Consider the following 15,996-nt stretch of genomic DNA (forward strand, 5'->3'; position numbering starts at 1 on the left):
CGCAAAGACGCAGTGACACGCTGACTATTGAGTCATACAAATCTCAAATTCATCCCACAACTATGCAACGCTCAAAAAACGAGTGAATCGGGAAGACAAGGGCAAGGAAGCACTTTCTACTTTGTCTTCCTCTGTTCCCTGTTTATTCGCTCCACACTTTGCATTCAGCACTTGTAAAACAAACTATGGTTGGAAGCTCAGTAAAAATCTTGTTAATTGAAGACAACTTAGCAGAAGCTAGGTTGTTACAAGAGTTTCTGAAGCAAGCCCAGTCAAAGGAGTTTACTTTAATTCACGTTAAACGGTTGGGAGAAGCCCTAGATATACTAAGTAATTATATTGATAAAGAAATTCCTTTTGATATTATTTTGTTAGATCTAACGCTACCAGATAGTCAAGGATTGACATCTCTCCCGATTCTGAGTCACCTTGCTCCTACCTTGCCGATTGTAGTGCTAACCAATACCAATGATGAGGCGCTCGCAATTGAAGCAGTGCGGCAAGGTGCACAAGATTATCTCGTCAAACGGCAAGTGAATGTAGAAGTACTCCTGCGCTCTTTGCGCTATGCGATAGAGCGCAAGCAAGCTTTAGAATGCCTACGAAAAGATAATAAAAGTTTAGAAATTAGAGTACAAGAAAGAACGGCTGAGTTGCTTAAAGCAAAAGAAATCAATCAGTTTAAATCAGAATTTGTCTCAATGCTGTCTCATGATATCCGCAATCCTCTAAACACAATTCTACTAGCGGCTGGATTATTGCAGAACAACGATGACAAATTGCCCAAGGAAAAAAAACTGAATCATTATCAGTTGATTCGTTCTGCCGTCAAAAGTATGTCGCAACTATTGGATGAAGTTTCATTCATAGGTAAAGCCGATACAGGCAAACTTCAATGTGAACTTGTGCTTGTGGATTTGGAAGCCTTCTGTCGTCAGTTAATTCAAGAAACTGAACTAAGTACAGCCCAGAAGAAAATCACAATTGTGTTTACTGCCAGTGGACAGTTGGATGAGGCATTATGGGATGAGCACCTGTTGCGACACATTTTAGGCAACTTGCTTACCAATGCTATCAAATATTCGCTTGCAGATAGTAAAGTTCATTTTGAACTCATAGGTCAAGATAAATCAGTAATATTCCGGATAAAAGACCAGGGCATCGGTATTCCTCAAAGCGAGCAACAGCATTTATTTCAACCCTTCCAGCGTGCTTCCAATGTCGGTGCAATTCCTGGCACTGGCTTAGGACTAGCAATTGTCAAAAAGTGCGTAGAAGCACACGGTGGTGAAATTTTAGTTGAAAGTGAGGTGGGAGTAGGCACAACTTTTACTGTGACGCTGCCAATGATTAAAGATTAAAGCTTAATTAGATTCTTTTTGGTTAAAATCAACACCTTCGTAGATATCAGCGATCGCCATTTCCAAGCTGACTGAGGAAAGAGCAATAATGGCACTCTCTGTTTCATATTCTCGAAACAGCCATTCACCTTCCCCAGTTTTAATATATTGTTCTACTTGAACTTCGTATTGATTAATCAGCACGTACTCTTGAAATTCAAGAATTGAGCGATAATAACGGAATTTCTCAGTGCGATCATATTGTTGAGTTGATTTTGATAAAACTTCAACAATCAACAAAGGATTTGTAATGGTATCTGTTCTACTGTTATGCAAAGCTGGGGTTCCCTGAATTACCAATACATCTGGATATGTATATTGCCTATAGCGGGGAATCCAAAGCCGCAAATCACTCATGAAAGCTTCTTGGTTTTTGCCACGTAACTGAAACTTCAAATAAGCATAGACATTTCCAGCAATGCGGTTATGGTTAATTGAACCTCCAGTCATCGGTACAATTTCTCCATCCCGATATTCACTCTTGTAGTGTGCAGTTTCTTCTAGTGCCAAATATTCTTCTGGAGTGTAATAACGCTGCTGAGTCTGCATTTGCCATACTCCCGACAGTGGATTCATTCTATCCTCTAACTTCCCACTCTTGCAAAAACTGCACGATAAACAGGTTCACCTTTCTTTTGGGTAGCTATTTCCCGTTCTGTAGGAACTGGTAGCGGATTTTCTCTTAGCCATTCTCCTTTGCCTTGTCTTTGAAAAGCAGGGTGGCAAGCAAAGCGATCGCACATCTCCTTTGCTATAAATTCCACATCCGATTGTAAAAAGACAATTCCCCCAGGCACAAGATAATCTGCCAGTTCGGTAACTAACTCTGGTTGCACGACTCGCCGTTTGGCATGGCGATTTTTAAACCACGGATCGGGAAATTGAATCGTGACGCGCTGTAAAGTTCCCGTGGGCAGGGTTGATAAAAGCGATCGCAACGAGTTATTCACATTGCAAAACAAATAATATAAGTTCGTCAATCCCAACTCATCCCGCAACCGATTGGCTTCGTCTACTAAAGGTTCACGAATTTCCAAACCAAGAAAATTCCAATTTGGTTCTATAGGTGCCATCTTCAATAAAAACCTTCCCCTCGCGCAGCCAATATCTAGGTGTAGCGGTTGGTTTGGCTGGGTATAGACTTTTTCCCAGTCGAGGGAAGTGACAGGGTTTTGATACTTTTGTGCTAATGGATTAACGTGTTGACGAACTCGGATGGGCATATCTATTTTCAATCACTCAAAATTATTGAATAGTAGTGCCAGCGCTGCGACCAGTGCAAATATACTACCAATGATAAAGGTTATTGTTGAGCCAAATTGATGCCACAGTCCACCAGCCAAAAGGCTAGCTGGCAAAAGTGCTACACCCACTGCTAGGTTGAGAAACCCGAATGCAGTTCCTCGCAGTGCAGCAGGAACTTTATCCGATACTAGCGCCAACAATACTCCCTTACTAATACCTAAATGTAAGCCGTAGAGAGCAAACAAACTCCAGACTTGCCAAGGTGATTGAACAAAAGCAAAGCCCAAGTAGACTAGAGCATATAACAAAAACCCTACAACCAGCAGTTTAACTCGTCCCAATTGGTCAGAGAGTATGCCTGCTGGATAAGCACTAAGGGAATAAGCCAGATTCATGACGAGCAGTGTAAGTGGCACCAAGGTAGCGGAAATACCAACCTCAGAAGCACGAAGTAACAAAAAAGCATTGCTGGAGTTGCCCAAATTAAATAATAATGCCACCACTACCAAAATCCAGTACTCTCGACTCAAGCTTGCAAGAGCTTGAAAGTGCAATGGATGACTTCGAGACTGCTTATGGGCTGTTGTACCCGTTTCGCGTATACCAAGTGCAAGTAGAATCACCGCCAGAACACCCGGAATTACAGCCAACCAAAATACAAGGCGGAAATTATTGCCACTAAGCGCCATCAAAGAAAATGCTGCTAAAGGTCCTAAAAATGCTCCTATAGTGTCGAGAGATTGGCGCAATCCATAAGCAGATCCACGCATACCAACGGGAGTAGCATCAGCGACTAATGCATCGCGGGGCGCTACCCGAATCCCCTTTCCTAAGCGATCGCCAAAGCGAGCTATCAACACCCAGTTCGGACTAGTCGAGAGTGCAAATAGGGGTTTAACCAGTGTAGATATACCGTATCCAAATACTGCTAACCCCTTACGCTGCCCCAGATAATCGCTCAGTGCTCCAGAAAAAATTTTAAATACCGAAGCAGTTGCTTCTGCAATACCTTCAATCAAGCCAACAGTTAACACCCCAGCTCCTAAAACCGAGACGAGAAATAAAGGCAACAAAGAGTGGATTGTCTCGGAACTAATATCTGTCAATAGACTAACGAAACCTAATATCCAAACATTATGAGGAATTTTCTGGAAATTTAAACCAACTTTTGTTTCCATAGGATTAATACAAAAAATCATCAGGTGAATTCTCTGATGATTTACAACAAAATACCCATATTTCTCTACTTACGTAATATTTATTAATTATGTGCTTTGCTTTATTGCTCTGTTTCCAAAAGATGCCGAGTTTTGAACTTTCACCCGCAGAATTCCTGTAACTGTTCTTGAGTAGGAACATTGCTTCTTGACTCAACTCTTTTACAAGCCAGAAGTTAAAAAAGCATTTATAAAGTAAACCTTAAACTGTAGGGTGCGTTAAAGCAGCGCGTAACACACCCTACTATTAAAAATCATCAGACAAATTATCTGATGATTGAAAGTTATGTGAGCAAAAGACAAAGTATTTATCTACCTTTAGCTAACCAAAATTTTAGTAACTTTACACCTACTCAAAGACATAATTTTCTTCACAGACTAATTAATAACTGTTAGTTGCTAGCTGTAATTTGTATACAAATATTAAGCGGGATCGCACTTCAGCAGAATTAGAAAGCAAAGGTTATACTCATCTGCAAAGAGTTTTGAAACGCTAATTTTTAAGATAGTCCTTACTGCAATGATTTCCAATTTTCGCTTTGCCATAGTCAGCGATTTGCACGTTGCGTGTCCCCATACAATCTGGGATCATCCTAGTCGCTTTCATTTGGTGGAAGTCAGCATTCCAGCTTTTGAGAGTGTTCTAGAACATTTAACACAACTAAATTTAGATTTTCTTTTGCTACCAGGAGATTTAACCCAGCACGGCGAGCCAGATAATCACGCTTGGTTACAAGAACGCCTCGCAAAGTTGCCTTTTCCCACCTATGTGGTGCCTGGCAACCATGACGTTCCCGTTTTACACGCTAATCATCAATCAATTGCCTTTGCGGATTTCCCTTATTATTATCGTAAGTTTGGCTACACCGAACCAGAAAAATGCTACTACACTTGTCAAGTGCTGCCAGGTGTGAGACTAATCGGTCTGAATTCTAATTCTTTTAATGACTGGGGAGAGCAAATAGGAAGCTTAGACATCAACCAGATGCGGTGGTTAGAAGAGGTGCTAGCTGCCTCTGGAGATGAGTTGGTATTGGTGATAATACATCACAACGTGGTTGAGCATCTGCCGAATCAATCACGCCACGCGATGGCAAATCGCTATATGTTGGAAAATGCGCCGGAATTATTACAGTTGTTACGGCACTATGGAGTCAAGCTTGTATTTACAGGACATTTACACGTTCAAGATGTAGCCTACTCTCAGGAAGTATATGATATTACTACTGGTTCTTTAGTTAGTTATCCTCATCCGTATCGAGTTTTAGAATTTCGCCAGGATAACCACGGTAGGCAGTGGTTGCAGATTTTATCTCATCGGGTTGAGTCCGTACCAGATTTTCCAGATTTGCAACAAGCATCACGCAAATGGATGGGCGATCGCAGTACTCCCTTTTTGATGAAATTCCTCACACTACCTCCCCTCAACCTACCTGTAGAACAGGCAAAGGAATTTACTCCCACTCTCCGAGACTTTTGGGCAAATATTGCCAATGGAGATGCGCTATTTGACTACCCGCATTTTCCCCCTAAAATACGCCGCTATTTTGAGAAGTATGGAGCGATCGCAACCGGTGGCGCACCTACCTTAATTGATAACAACAGCACGTTGCTGCTTTAGGGATTGGGTACTGGTGATTAGGTACTGGGTACTAGGAAGAGGACACGGGGGGACAAGGAGTTGAGGGAGTTGAGGGAGGTGAGGAAGTAATAAGAGTAAATTCTTCCCCATCTTCCCTATCTCCCTCATCTCTTCCTCTTTTACTTGCCCACTCCCTAGTCCCTAGCCCCTAGTCCCTAATTTCTCGACAAATACCAAAGACAGAAGTGTAACCGTGTAGGAAAGTACTACTGCCAACAGGGCCAATTTCGCCACTACAGAAAAAACCCCCCAGAGGGATATTATTTAAATAATGCTGGAATAGCTGCGAGTCAAAATTCGATTTGCCATAAAGTCCTGCACCTCGTCCTACGCAGGAAAACATTAATGCACCGACGGCAGTCTCAACACAAGATTGTTGAGTTTGATATTGCTGAAGGAGGAATTCTAAATCAGCAGCAGAGGCTTCCGCGTCGCGTAGGTGGAATTGCAAGCGTTGTCCGGGACGAATCCGATCGCCAATCGCGATCGCTCCTCCGGCAGGATCGACTCCGAGAATATCGCGAATTAAAAAATCTCCTGGCTGCAAACACTGCTTAAATTCATCCATTGCCAAACCAACAAATAAAGAATGCTGTGCCAGTGTTCGATCCTCGTCACTTAGATCGGCGATCACATCTCGCAACACTACAAGTGGTGCTTGTTCATCCAGTTCCAAAATGATATTGCGATCGCCTTTAGTTACCTGATATGGCTTACCAATTGGTCGGCATCCCTGTGACACAATCGTTTCTAAAACAATATTGCCACTCAAAGCCACACCAACCGTTCCTCCTCGATACAGGCGATCGTTACAAAAAAGCCCGATTCGACCACCCATTACACCACCACTAGCCTGTCCTCCCACCGTCACCGAGCCAGGATAAGCATAATCTAGTCCTTGTAATAGATCGCTGATGCCAGAAGAGAAAGAAGCAGACAATAAAATAAATTGGGGCGTAGGAGCAGGAGGCACACCTATTAAATCAATCCAAGCATTAGGTGCGCCATCCAAATCCGGTAAATCTTCGGCAACAACATGAAAAGCTTTAATATTCACCCCTGGAAGGTGGGCTAAAGTTAGGCTGAGGGCTGGCTCTGCTTCCAATTCTTGGGTTTGTCCTTCTATAGTTGAGCCAATCACACCACCACCACTACAGCCAATTAACACAGGCACTGAAAGCTGTTGTGCCAACAAAGGCAATAATCGCGAATACTCACTTGTAAAAGCAGACGAAATGAATACCAGCCCTAAATCCGCAGGAGCTGATAATGAAGAGGTAGCCCGTTCCACAACATCTGCAACAGCTGCTTCTAGAGAAGGACGGGTTGACAGGGCGTTTGTCCACTGCATCTGGTCTGCCATGAGTTTTACGTTCTTTATCTTATGGGGCTAGTAACTTGTTTATTTTTGATTCTGGAAAACATAAAATTGCATACCGCACTAGGTGAAGCCAGCCCTTTGTATCTATCCCAGAAAACTAAGGTTATTATTCCCTAGTACACACATCTCTATTACACACATCTAAAGATATTGTATAATCTCTACTTCTAGTAAATGTTCTGCCAAATCTTAAAACATCTCAGTAATCAAGCATTTATACCGTTATTTGCTGTAATTGTGATTAAGTAGCAAGTAAAAATACTCAAACTAGCAACTCAGTAGCTAAAATAGTTAAGAATACAGCAACAATAACTTTCCCTGTTCTTTTTCCATACTAGTATCAACTACACATTGCAAGAACACGACTATGTCCAACATCCAAGACAAAATCCAACAAGAACGTGAAGAAGCTCGTGCTGTCTGTGATGCAACAGGTAGCAACTCAGCCGAGTGCGCCGCAGCTTGGGATGCAGTAGAAGAACTACAAGCAGAAGCTTCGCACCAAAAGCAATCAAAGCCAAAAACAGCTTTCGAGAAATATTGCGATGATAACCCTGAGGCTGATGAATGCCGGGTTTACGACGACTAAAAATAAACTAATTTCAGTTTTCTTTTTGAGTCGCAACAAGCTACTCGGAGCTATTTAATTAATTTTCCACTCTTGCTCCTTCGTATTTTCTGAAGCTCAAAATTTTACTCTTGTTTAATTCTTTGTAATTACATGAGAAAAGGAAGTAGCAATTCTCAAGTGTGTTCTGAAAAAGAAACCAGAAAATTGCTCACTTTTTGAGTTAATGATGAAGGCGTCAAGAATTCTGCCAATAAGGGTGAGTTCCCTAACTCTCCCTGAGGCTACTCAAGGAAATTGACTTATTGCAGTATATGAGTTGTTGATTTTAGAGTTGCTACTAACAGCCTAATAAAGTTTTTAGCTATTAGGTAGTAAGTATATTATCTAGCTATTATTTAAAGTTCCTGGAAGCATTATGAATAATGAAGTTTGGTTTCGTCCCCTAGTTTGGATGGATTACAGACTAGCAGTATTATTTACGGTGATTATTCCTCTTGTTCTTTTAATCTGGGCATTTGTGCAAAAAGCCGAAGGAATACAACGCTTGTTAACTATTTATTGGCGAGTATCGAGCTTGCTAGTCATTACGATTTACTTAATGATTGCCCAATATCCAGTCAGTTTTATTGCTGGGTTTATGGCTCGTATCTTGATACCTATTTCTCTCTGGTTTTGGGTGGATCTGAATGATGAAATTGAGTATTACCCTAATGGCCCGTTAAAGCTAACCTTTACTTCTTGGCGATGGGCTACAACTTTTTATTGTATTTTAGGTTCACTTGCCTTTATACCTTTTTTAGGTTGTGCTTTTTCTACAAATCTAAGCAACAACCCCAATTGTCGTGTCTGGCTAGAGGCACCATTACTATTTAAAGAGTTTTTCCATCCTAGAACTAGTCCTGGCTTTCTTGGCATTCTTGCCATTATTTGTTTAGTAATTTACGTGCTTTACTTAAGCTATTTTGTCGTAATTAAATTGGGTAAGCAGGGACGTTCAGCAACACAACAGTAGGGTGTAAAACTCTTGCGAGGGTTGCTTGCTCATGGTCAAAAAGCAATTAGCTACTAATAAAACACCTATATGGAAAATTCTATAGGTAAAAGACTAGAGCAATACACTACCAAACGTCCTCAAGAAGTGTTACTTGTGACGGTAGAAATTGCTGGAGAAGAAGACCAAATCGCTATTTTTCGAGGATTTTCTAGTTCTTTGATGCGTCCTACAGCCTTTGATCCTGATGTACCTATTTTGCCAGAAGAAGCAAATATTCTCAAAATAGACCGAGTTTATAGCCCTTACAATCCTGAAGCTCCTCGTTATATCCAACAAGGTTTAACTTGGGAAAGTATGCAAGCTTTACTTTTACAAGTGGGAGTTTAAAACTTCAGATAATACATTAGTTGAGCAAGAATATCACCGGATAGATTGAGCCGTCGCTGGAAATCAACTAAATTTTGATAAGGGCCTTTTGAGAGACGATTTTCAACGACTGCTTCTGCTAAAGATGTATCTATAAAAGGTACTTTTATTAAGCTCTCAAGCGTTGCTGTATTGGGGTTGATGACATAGGTGATCTTATCTTCAGTTTCGTCTTCATAATAACTAAAAATAAGGATTAGCTCGAAAGGTTTTAGTCGCTGTGCTGATACGCCTAATGCCGCAGCCACATCCTCAATACAGTAAAATTTAACACCGACACGTGAAATATCCACCAGCGATCGCGCTTGGTGAATCGATAACCCCGGCAAGCGCAACCAATCATCTACAGTTGCCTGATTAGCATCTATGCGGATACCTAAGGAGGCAGCGATCGCAATTTCTTCTGTTGATTGCAGTCGATAATAAGGATCGTTCAGTAGTTTAGAACGTAATTTTTGTAGTCTGGGATTGAGTCGAAACGATAGCCTGTCTTGATTCATAGCACTTAGGGAATAGTGGGTAGCCGATAGTAGATAGTAGAGGTGGGTTTTGCTGCTAATGTTGACGTTAAAACTGATAAGTAGAACGACTTGAAAAAACCAAACTATGTGAAGTAATGTAAAAATGTTGGCATCTAGTTCATAGTAAGGACTTCAGTCCTTATTGGAGGACTAAAGTCCACCCTACAAACCTTTAATTATTTACCTTGTTCTACTTAATTTATCTTCTAAACCCGTTTCTACTACTAAATTAAGAAATCTGATCGAGTAACTGACGGCGCTTTTGCTCAAATTCATATTCAGAAATCAATCCATCTTGACGTAGAGCATCTAACTCACGTAAAGCTTCAGCGATCGCTCCCACTTGATTTGCTCCTGAGTACAAGTTGCGAGCAGCAGACTTACCCTGATTAAAATTGCGATCAAAAGCTTCTTCATCCTGTGCTAAGTACCAAACTCCCTCAATGGCACTAGCTACTTTGGGTATGGGTGTCCAAGAAAGTAACACATACAACACACCCCACACTGGCTGTCCTAAATAAAACTTATGTAAACCTGAAATTGTCAGTGTACCAGCAAAAGCTAAAACGGCAGCAACACTTCGGCTTTTTCGCTTAGTTAACATAATTTCCAATTAATTTACTACTACCATATTTTTTACGGTAAGACAGCCACCCAAGATATGGGGAGAGCGTTACCACCATCACCACAAATTTGACAGTTCTTTACACTTTTATTTTTGCCATACCCCGTAACTACCAGCAAGTTTCAGTATTTATCTACAACACTTATCTTTTGTAAAATTTGTTCATTAGTTCTAGTAATTTATTTCAAGGTTCATTGTCAAGAAAACTTTTTTGTCTTACCGTCAGATTATTTGCCAAAACCGAGTAACAAATTAAATTTAGGTTCTTTCAACTTTCAAAATAGAGAGTGTTGTATTCAGAAAAATCTACTGTCATTATCCCTCCCTTGACAATAAATACGCTCTGTAATATCCCCGACTTCTCCAATAAGTGGGGGTTCTATATTTTTAGTTTATTTATGTTGACTTATTTATCATTACTCAAGCATCCCCATTTGCAAATTTTAATCACAAGCGGTTCTGACATAGCAATCCTGAATGATTTGTGAATGACAAAAACCCAACTTCTTCTAGAAGTCAGGGTTCTGAGTCCTTCTCTTTTTAGAAATTAACGTAGAATTACCATCTTGCCTACTTCGTCAAGTAGTGAAATTTCGATAATAAACCGTACTCTAACCGAAGTTTTTTCTGTGTGTTGTTTACCTAGACTAGAATAATAGGTAGAGGCAAAAGTTTGAAAATAGAGTGAGCTACTGATTCGCGGTACTCATTTATATACGAAGTAACATGGGATTCTTTGACTCTGAGATAGTTCAGCAAGAAGCTAAACAGCTATTTGAAGATTATCAAGCGTTGATCAAACTTGGTAACAACTACGGCAAGTTTGATCGCGAGGGGAAAAAGCTGTTTATTGAGCAAATGGAAGCCATGATGGATCGGTATCGTGTTTTTATGAAGCGATTCGAGCTATCTGAGGATTTCATGGCGCAAATGACTGTACAGCAGTTGAAAACTCAGCTGAGTCAGTTTGGCGTCACTCCACAGCAAATGTTCGACCAAATGCAACTCACCCTTGAACGGATGAAAGCAGAACTGGAAAAGCAAATCTAGAGAATAGGGGGTAGGAGCTAAGGAATAGCAGATAGAGAAACAGAATTCTAAAATCAAAACTCTAAATAAAAAATTCCTAGTTCTTAATTTCTATACTCTGATTTATAATCCCCTAGTCTCTAGTCCCTTTATTTTGCTTTATTTTGCTTTAGGGCGAGGAAACTGAGAAGGTGATTTAAAGTTTTCTACTGGTACATCCTTGAGCGCTTTGAGCATAAAATCGCGCCATACGGGTGCTACTTTGCCACCACCTGTAGCACCACTAGCTAACTGTTTGTTGTCATCCCTACCTACCCAAACAGCAGTTGTTAGCTGGGGTACAGTACCTACAAACCAAATATCTTTCTCGGAAGAAGTCGTACCTGTTTTACCGGCCGCTGGACGACCAATGTCAGCAGCTTTACCAGTACCATCCGTAATTACCGAGCGCATCGTATCTATAACTGCTGCTGCTGCCCAAGGTTCTAAGACCATCTGGGGCTTAGGAGTATTATCTAATAACACATTGCCAGCACTATCAGTGATACGCATAATTACTGTTGTTGGCGATTGCCAGCCATAATTTGCAAAAGTAGCGTAGGCACCAGCCATTTCCATAGGTGTCATACCAATAGCACCCAAAGGTAAAGAAGTTACTGGTTCCATCGGACTCATAATTCCCAAGGTACGACAAGTCTCGACAACTTTATTCATACCTATAGATTTACCAATTTTAATTACCGGGACATTACGAGACAATTTCAAAGCTGTACGAATTGTCATAGAACCCTGAAATCCGCCATCGTAGTTGCGTGGGCTGTACCAACCGCTACCATCTCGGTAACTGACTGGGGTGTCAGAAACTACAGTTTCTGGGCCGTATTTACCAGTTGCAAAAGCAGCGTAGTAAACAAATGGTTTAAACGCAGATCCTGGTTGTCGGTAAGCTTGAGTAGCTCGGTTGAATTCTCCAGCTTTAGAGTTTACGCCACCTACCAGTGCTTTGACAAAATGGGTGCGTGGATCAATTGCCACAAGGGCCATTTGGTTCTTGGACAATCCTTGACCGAGAAGAGTTTTGTGCCACTTACTGACAGTTTCCTCCGCCATTCTTTGAAAATCGGCATCAACGGTAGTTTGTACTCGCATCCCTCCTTTAAGGAGTGTCTCACGTCCAAACTTCCTGGCTATTTCCTGAGCGACGCTGTTTGTTACATAAGGCAGCGCACTACCCTGGAACGACTTAATTCTGCCTAATGTGATTTTTTGGTTGAGGGCATCATCATATTCTTTTTGGGTGATCCAGCCCAAAGAGAGCATCCGTCCTAACACTTCTTTTTGTTGATATTTAGCCTTTTCCATATTGACAAATGGGCTGTATTCTTCCGGAGCTTGGATCAAGCCCGCCATCATTGCCGCCTCAGCTAAATTTAAGTGTTCTGCCGATTTATTAAAGTAACTACGTGCCGCCGTTTGCGCTCCATAGTTGTTGTGACCCCAATACACTTGATTGAGGTACATTTCCAATATTTGATCTTTAGAGAGAATTTGTTCTAAACGAATCGCCAGTACTGCTTCGGCAATTTTCCGGGTAAATTCCCGCCTGTGACTCAAAAACAGGTTTTTTACCAACTGCATGGTAATGGTAGAACCACCCTCACGTACTCCACCAGCTGCCCAGTTAGTGACTACAGCACGTCCAACACCCTTGGGATTAATACCGTGATGGTAGTAAAAATCACTATCTTCACTCGCTAGAACTGCCCGCTTGAGTTCCGGAGAAATTTTATCTAGAGGTTTAACTTCTCGGTTGGCTTCCCCGTGGATTCTTGTTAATAATTTGCCTTTAATATCAAATATGTAAGTAGTTTCGGATGGTAAGAAGTTACGTAACTGCCTTACATCTGGTAAGTTACGGAAACTAATTGCTAAACCAACTAGTCCTCCTGCCACGACAGAACTTGCTAGCATTGTGATTGACAGCAGGGTACCGCCAGCTACCTGACCGACTCCTTTTAAAAACTCAAAGCCGGATGAAGCGCCAGCTTGAGATTCTTTATCTTCAAAAGTACTTGACGACACGGTGTTATCACTTCCTCACTTGTAAATATAACTATAATTTCTTCGGTGAAGCAAGGCAGTTAATTTTTTGCAATTATATTAGTCTGAGCAGATGGACAAACGGAATAATTGCTAGTGACTAGAACTAACCTTACTTCGATAGTACAAAGCATAGGTAAAAATCAATCTCTTAGTAGTATGACGCAAGATTTTTCTTGGTTGCATCGTGGTGTTGCAGAAATTTTTCCACAACCAACTGATTCTGACAGTGAAGTTGACAGTTTAGAAAAGGTCTTAACGACTACAACTCGACCTTTGCGAGTCAAATATGGAATCGACCCTACGGGTGCGGAGATTCATCTTGGTCATAGCATACCAATGCGAAAACTGCGAGCGTTTCAAGATGCTGGTCATATAGCAGTACTGATTATTGGAGATTTTACGGCTAGGATTGGCGATCCTACAGGGAAATCGGAGGTGCGTCGTCAACTTACACAAGAAGAAGTGGCGAAAAACGCCCAGAACTATCTCGATCAAGTACGGCCAATACTGGACTTCGACACACCTGGCTCCTTAGAGGTAAGGTATAACTCCGAGTGGCTTTCTAAGTTGGACTTAGAAAAAATTCAAGAGTTACTTTCTACTATGACTGTAGGACAGATGTTGGCAAAGGAGGGATTTGCTGAACGCTATAAAAAAGAGAATCCAATTTTTCTGCATGAGTTCCTCTATCCGTTGATGCAGGGCTATGATTCTGTCGCTGTCGAGGCAGATGTAGAATTGGGTGGTACTGACCAAAAATTTAACATAGCAGTTGGAAGAGATTTACAGCGTCATTTTGGGCAAAAACCTCAATTTGGATTGCTGTTACCAATTTTGATTGGTACTGATGGCGTACAAAAAATGTCTAAGTCACTTGGTAATTACGTAGGCTTGTTGGAACATCCAGCACAAAAATATCAAAAATTGCAAGGCGTCCCAGATCATTTGCTGAAACAATACTTTGAACTGTTGACTGATTTATCTCTAGATAAATTGCCAGAAAGTCCACGCGATCGCCAAAAATTATTGGCGCAAGAGATAGTCAAGCAATATCACGGACAAGAAGCCGTCACCCAGATCGAAGCAGGTGATGTACCTGAATTTTCTCTTTCCCAGGTGCAATTTCCAGCCAAATTATCCTACCTTCTCAATCTTACTCAATTGTGCAAAAGCAGTGGAGAAGGAAGACGGAAAATTCAAGAGGGCGGGGTACGACTCGACGGCGATCGCATCACCGATGTCGATACCTCTTTCCAGGAAGCAAAGGAATTGCACGGACGAGTTTTGCAACTTGGGAAAAACAAGTTTGTCAGATTTGTAAATTAATGGGTACTGGGTACTCGGTATTAGGTACTGGGAAAGAATCTAGCCTAGTCCCTAGTCCCTAGTCCCTAATCCCTAGTCCCTAGCCCCCTAATTTTGATAATGAACCACAGATGAATCCCGATCAGAAAATTATTGTTCCTTTAGATGTGCCGGATGAAGCAGCTGCGATCGCTCTTGTCGAGAAGTTGCCACAAGTCAGCTTTTGGAAAGTTGGTTTAGAATTGTTTACCAGCACTGGGCCGAAAATCTTAACAGAACTAAAATCTCGCGAGAAGCAAATTTTCTTAGATTTAAAATTTCACGATATCCCCAATACCGTTGCTGGTGCTTGCCGGGCGGCGGCTCGTTATGGGGTAGATTTGCTCACAATTCACGCTACTGCTGGTAGTGATGCCCTCAAAGTGGCAACAGAGGCAGTACAGATAGGAGCTGCACAAGCGGGCATGCAACCGCCAAAACTTATTGCTATTACCCTGCTGACTAGCATTTCTTCTCGGCAATTAGCTTTTGATTTAAAAATTCCTCTAGAATTGCCAGAATATGCCCTTGGCATGGCACTGATGGCTCAAGCATCTGGGTTGGATGGTGCAGTTTGTTCGCCCCAGGAAGTATCACAATTACGGGAAACCTGTGGCAATGAGTTTCTGTTAGTTTGTCCGGGGGTACGTCCGACTTGGGCAGAAAAAGGTGATCAAAAGCGATCGCTGACTCCAGTACAAGCATTAAAGGCAGGAGCAAATTACCTTGTGATTGGGCGTCCGATCACTGCTGCTGTAGAACCTGAGTTAGCTTGGAAGAGAATCTGCGAGGAGTTAGCAGCGCTGGCATGAATTTAGGTGTGAGAAAGATAAATTATGGATTGTGGGTTGTAGCTTTTGTTTTTTTGATTTGCGATTGGCTAAATTATCAAGCTTTAGCGATTAACCTCACTTCCCTAATATCCCTTTCCACCAGTACAAATGGTGGAAATATTCTTCCCTCTTCAACAATGGAGAGGGATGAGCCAGAGCAAGAAACAACTACTTGTTCTGAAAAAAATATAGAATCATTAACTACACAGCTTTTGCGGGATTTACCTGCCTATTCCAATAGAACCACGCAACGTGCTCGTCGTCTCAAAAGGTCAGTTGATATTTATAGTTATATGCTGGTAGCGGGAAAACCTGAATTTACACCGCTACCACTTAACCCTGCCGAAGATTCCCTGGAAACAGCAAACTGGGTTTCAGAAGGTGTAGAACAAGTATTTTTTACTACTCTAGAAAGACAGTATGTCAAAGGGAAAGCTATTGAATTGCAGCAATTCCATTGGCTATTTTTGACAAAAACTCAAAGTGGTTGGTGGATGGTAATGATGTTTTCTCAGACAGGTTCCTATCCCAAACAAAAGCCGCCGACTCCGCCACGGGAAAGTAGTAACAGTGCTGTTGCTCAAGCCATCAAGTCGTGGTTGCGCGATTGTCGTGCAGGAAGCTTGCGCGAGAACTTCAAAAAGTAAGTTGCCACCACAAAACCA

At 41.6% G+C, this 15,996-nt stretch carries 16 protein-coding genes; 9 read left to right on the forward strand and 7 right to left on the reverse strand.

All coding sequences use genetic code 11. From position 1 onward, the window contains the following. Positions 1-185 precede the first annotated feature (185 nt). Complete coding sequence (locus tag QUB80_RS17405) at positions 186-1,361, forward strand: hybrid sensor histidine kinase/response regulator (protein WP_289790778.1); 1,176 nt, start codon at positions 186-188, stop codon at positions 1,359-1,361. 3 nt (positions 1,362-1,364) lie between these two features. Here the strand turns inward: QUB80_RS17405 and QUB80_RS17410 are convergent, their stop codons facing one another. Genes QUB80_RS17410 through QUB80_RS17420 form a run of 3 tightly spaced genes read right to left on the reverse strand, consistent with a single transcriptional unit; the run spans position 1,365 to position 3,823 of the window. Then, positions 1,365-1,949 carry a Uma2 family endonuclease gene (locus QUB80_RS17410; RefSeq protein ID WP_289790972.1) on the reverse strand — a complete coding sequence of 195 codons (585 nt, stop codon included), beginning with the start codon at positions 1,947-1,949 and terminating at the stop codon, positions 1,365-1,367. A 35-nt stretch (positions 1,950-1,984) separates the two neighbouring features. Further along, positions 1,985-2,623 (reverse strand): tRNA (guanosine(46)-N7)-methyltransferase TrmB, encoded by a 639-nt coding sequence (gene trmB / locus QUB80_RS17415; protein ID WP_289790779.1) that lies wholly within the window; start codon positions 2,621-2,623, stop codon positions 1,985-1,987. Between the two features lie 12 nt (positions 2,624-2,635). Next, the gene (locus QUB80_RS17420) at positions 2,636-3,823 is read right to left on the reverse strand and encodes an MFS transporter (RefSeq protein WP_289790780.1); all 1,188 of its coding nucleotides are present in this window, start codon (positions 3,821-3,823) and stop codon (positions 2,636-2,638) included. A gap of 559 nt (positions 3,824-4,382) precedes the next feature. Here QUB80_RS17420 and QUB80_RS17425 point away from each other — a divergent pair. Further along, entirely contained in the window at positions 4,383-5,483 is a 1,101-nt protein-coding gene (locus tag QUB80_RS17425; RefSeq protein WP_289790781.1) for a metallophosphoesterase family protein, read from the forward strand. Positions 5,484-5,652: 169 nt separating this feature from the next. On the opposite strand, the gene QUB80_RS17430 is transcribed toward QUB80_RS17425, so the two are convergent. Further along, positions 5,653-6,867 (reverse strand): FIST signal transduction protein, encoded by a 1,215-nt coding sequence (locus tag QUB80_RS17430; RefSeq protein ID WP_289790782.1) that lies wholly within the window; start codon positions 6,865-6,867, stop codon positions 5,653-5,655. A gap of 385 nt (positions 6,868-7,252) precedes the next feature. On the opposite strand from QUB80_RS17430, the gene QUB80_RS17435 reads away from it, so the two are divergent. The 3 genes from QUB80_RS17435 (at position 7,253) to QUB80_RS17445 (ending at position 8,837) form a co-directional block, all read left to right on the forward strand. Then, entirely contained in the window at positions 7,253-7,474 is a 222-nt protein-coding gene (locus QUB80_RS17435; RefSeq protein ID WP_289790783.1) for a Calvin cycle protein CP12, read from the forward strand. Between the two features lie 397 nt (positions 7,475-7,871). Continuing rightward, positions 7,872-8,468, forward strand: coding sequence for a DUF3177 family protein (locus tag QUB80_RS17440; RefSeq protein WP_289790784.1), 597 nt, complete (start codon positions 7,872-7,874; stop codon positions 8,466-8,468). Between the two features lie 69 nt (positions 8,469-8,537). Next, positions 8,538-8,837, forward strand: coding sequence for a DUF7734 family protein (locus QUB80_RS17445; protein WP_289790785.1), 300 nt, complete (start codon positions 8,538-8,540; stop codon positions 8,835-8,837). On the opposite strand, the gene QUB80_RS17450 is transcribed toward QUB80_RS17445, so the two are convergent. Further along, positions 8,834-9,376, reverse strand: a complete 543-nt coding sequence (locus tag QUB80_RS17450) for a ComEA family DNA-binding protein (protein ID WP_289790786.1) — start codon at positions 9,374-9,376, stop codon at positions 8,834-8,836. The two genes, QUB80_RS17445 and QUB80_RS17450, sit on opposite strands and share 4 nt — an antisense overlap. A gap of 250 nt (positions 9,377-9,626) precedes the next feature. Then, complete coding sequence (locus QUB80_RS17455) at positions 9,627-10,001, reverse strand: NINE protein (RefSeq protein ID WP_289790787.1); 375 nt, start codon at positions 9,999-10,001, stop codon at positions 9,627-9,629. A 747-nt stretch (positions 10,002-10,748) separates the two neighbouring features. On the opposite strand from QUB80_RS17455, the gene QUB80_RS17460 reads away from it, so the two are divergent. Further along, positions 10,749-11,072, forward strand: coding sequence for a DUF1825 family protein (locus QUB80_RS17460; protein ID WP_289790788.1), 324 nt, complete (start codon positions 10,749-10,751; stop codon positions 11,070-11,072). 138 nt (positions 11,073-11,210) lie between these two features. On the opposite strand, the gene QUB80_RS17465 is transcribed toward QUB80_RS17460, so the two are convergent. Next, on the reverse strand, positions 11,211-13,133 hold the full coding sequence (locus QUB80_RS17465) for a transglycosylase domain-containing protein (protein WP_289790789.1): 1,923 nt from the start codon (positions 13,131-13,133) through the stop codon (positions 11,211-11,213). A 177-nt stretch (positions 13,134-13,310) separates the two neighbouring features. Here QUB80_RS17465 and tyrS point away from each other — a divergent pair, with 177 nt between their 5' ends. From tyrS to QUB80_RS17480, 3 genes are all read left to right on the forward strand, one after another. Continuing rightward, positions 13,311-14,480 carry a tyrosine--tRNA ligase gene (gene tyrS / locus QUB80_RS17470; RefSeq protein WP_289790973.1) on the forward strand — a complete coding sequence of 390 codons (1,170 nt, stop codon included), beginning with the start codon at positions 13,311-13,313 and terminating at the stop codon, positions 14,478-14,480. A gap of 110 nt (positions 14,481-14,590) precedes the next feature. Further along, complete coding sequence (pyrF, locus tag QUB80_RS17475) at positions 14,591-15,310, forward strand: orotidine-5'-phosphate decarboxylase (protein WP_289790790.1); 720 nt, start codon at positions 14,591-14,593, stop codon at positions 15,308-15,310. Next, positions 15,307-15,978: a hypothetical protein gene (locus QUB80_RS17480; RefSeq protein ID WP_289790974.1), complete on the forward strand. Its 672-nt coding sequence runs from the start codon at positions 15,307-15,309 to the stop codon at positions 15,976-15,978. The genes pyrF and QUB80_RS17480 overlap by 4 nt, the downstream gene beginning before the upstream one ends. Positions 15,979-15,996: the final 18 nt, after the last annotated feature.

It is taken from the genome of Chlorogloeopsis sp. ULAP01, from assembly GCF_030381805.1.
In the GTDB taxonomy this organism is placed as follows: Bacteria; Cyanobacteriota; Cyanobacteriia; order Cyanobacteriales; family Nostocaceae; genus Chlorogloeopsis.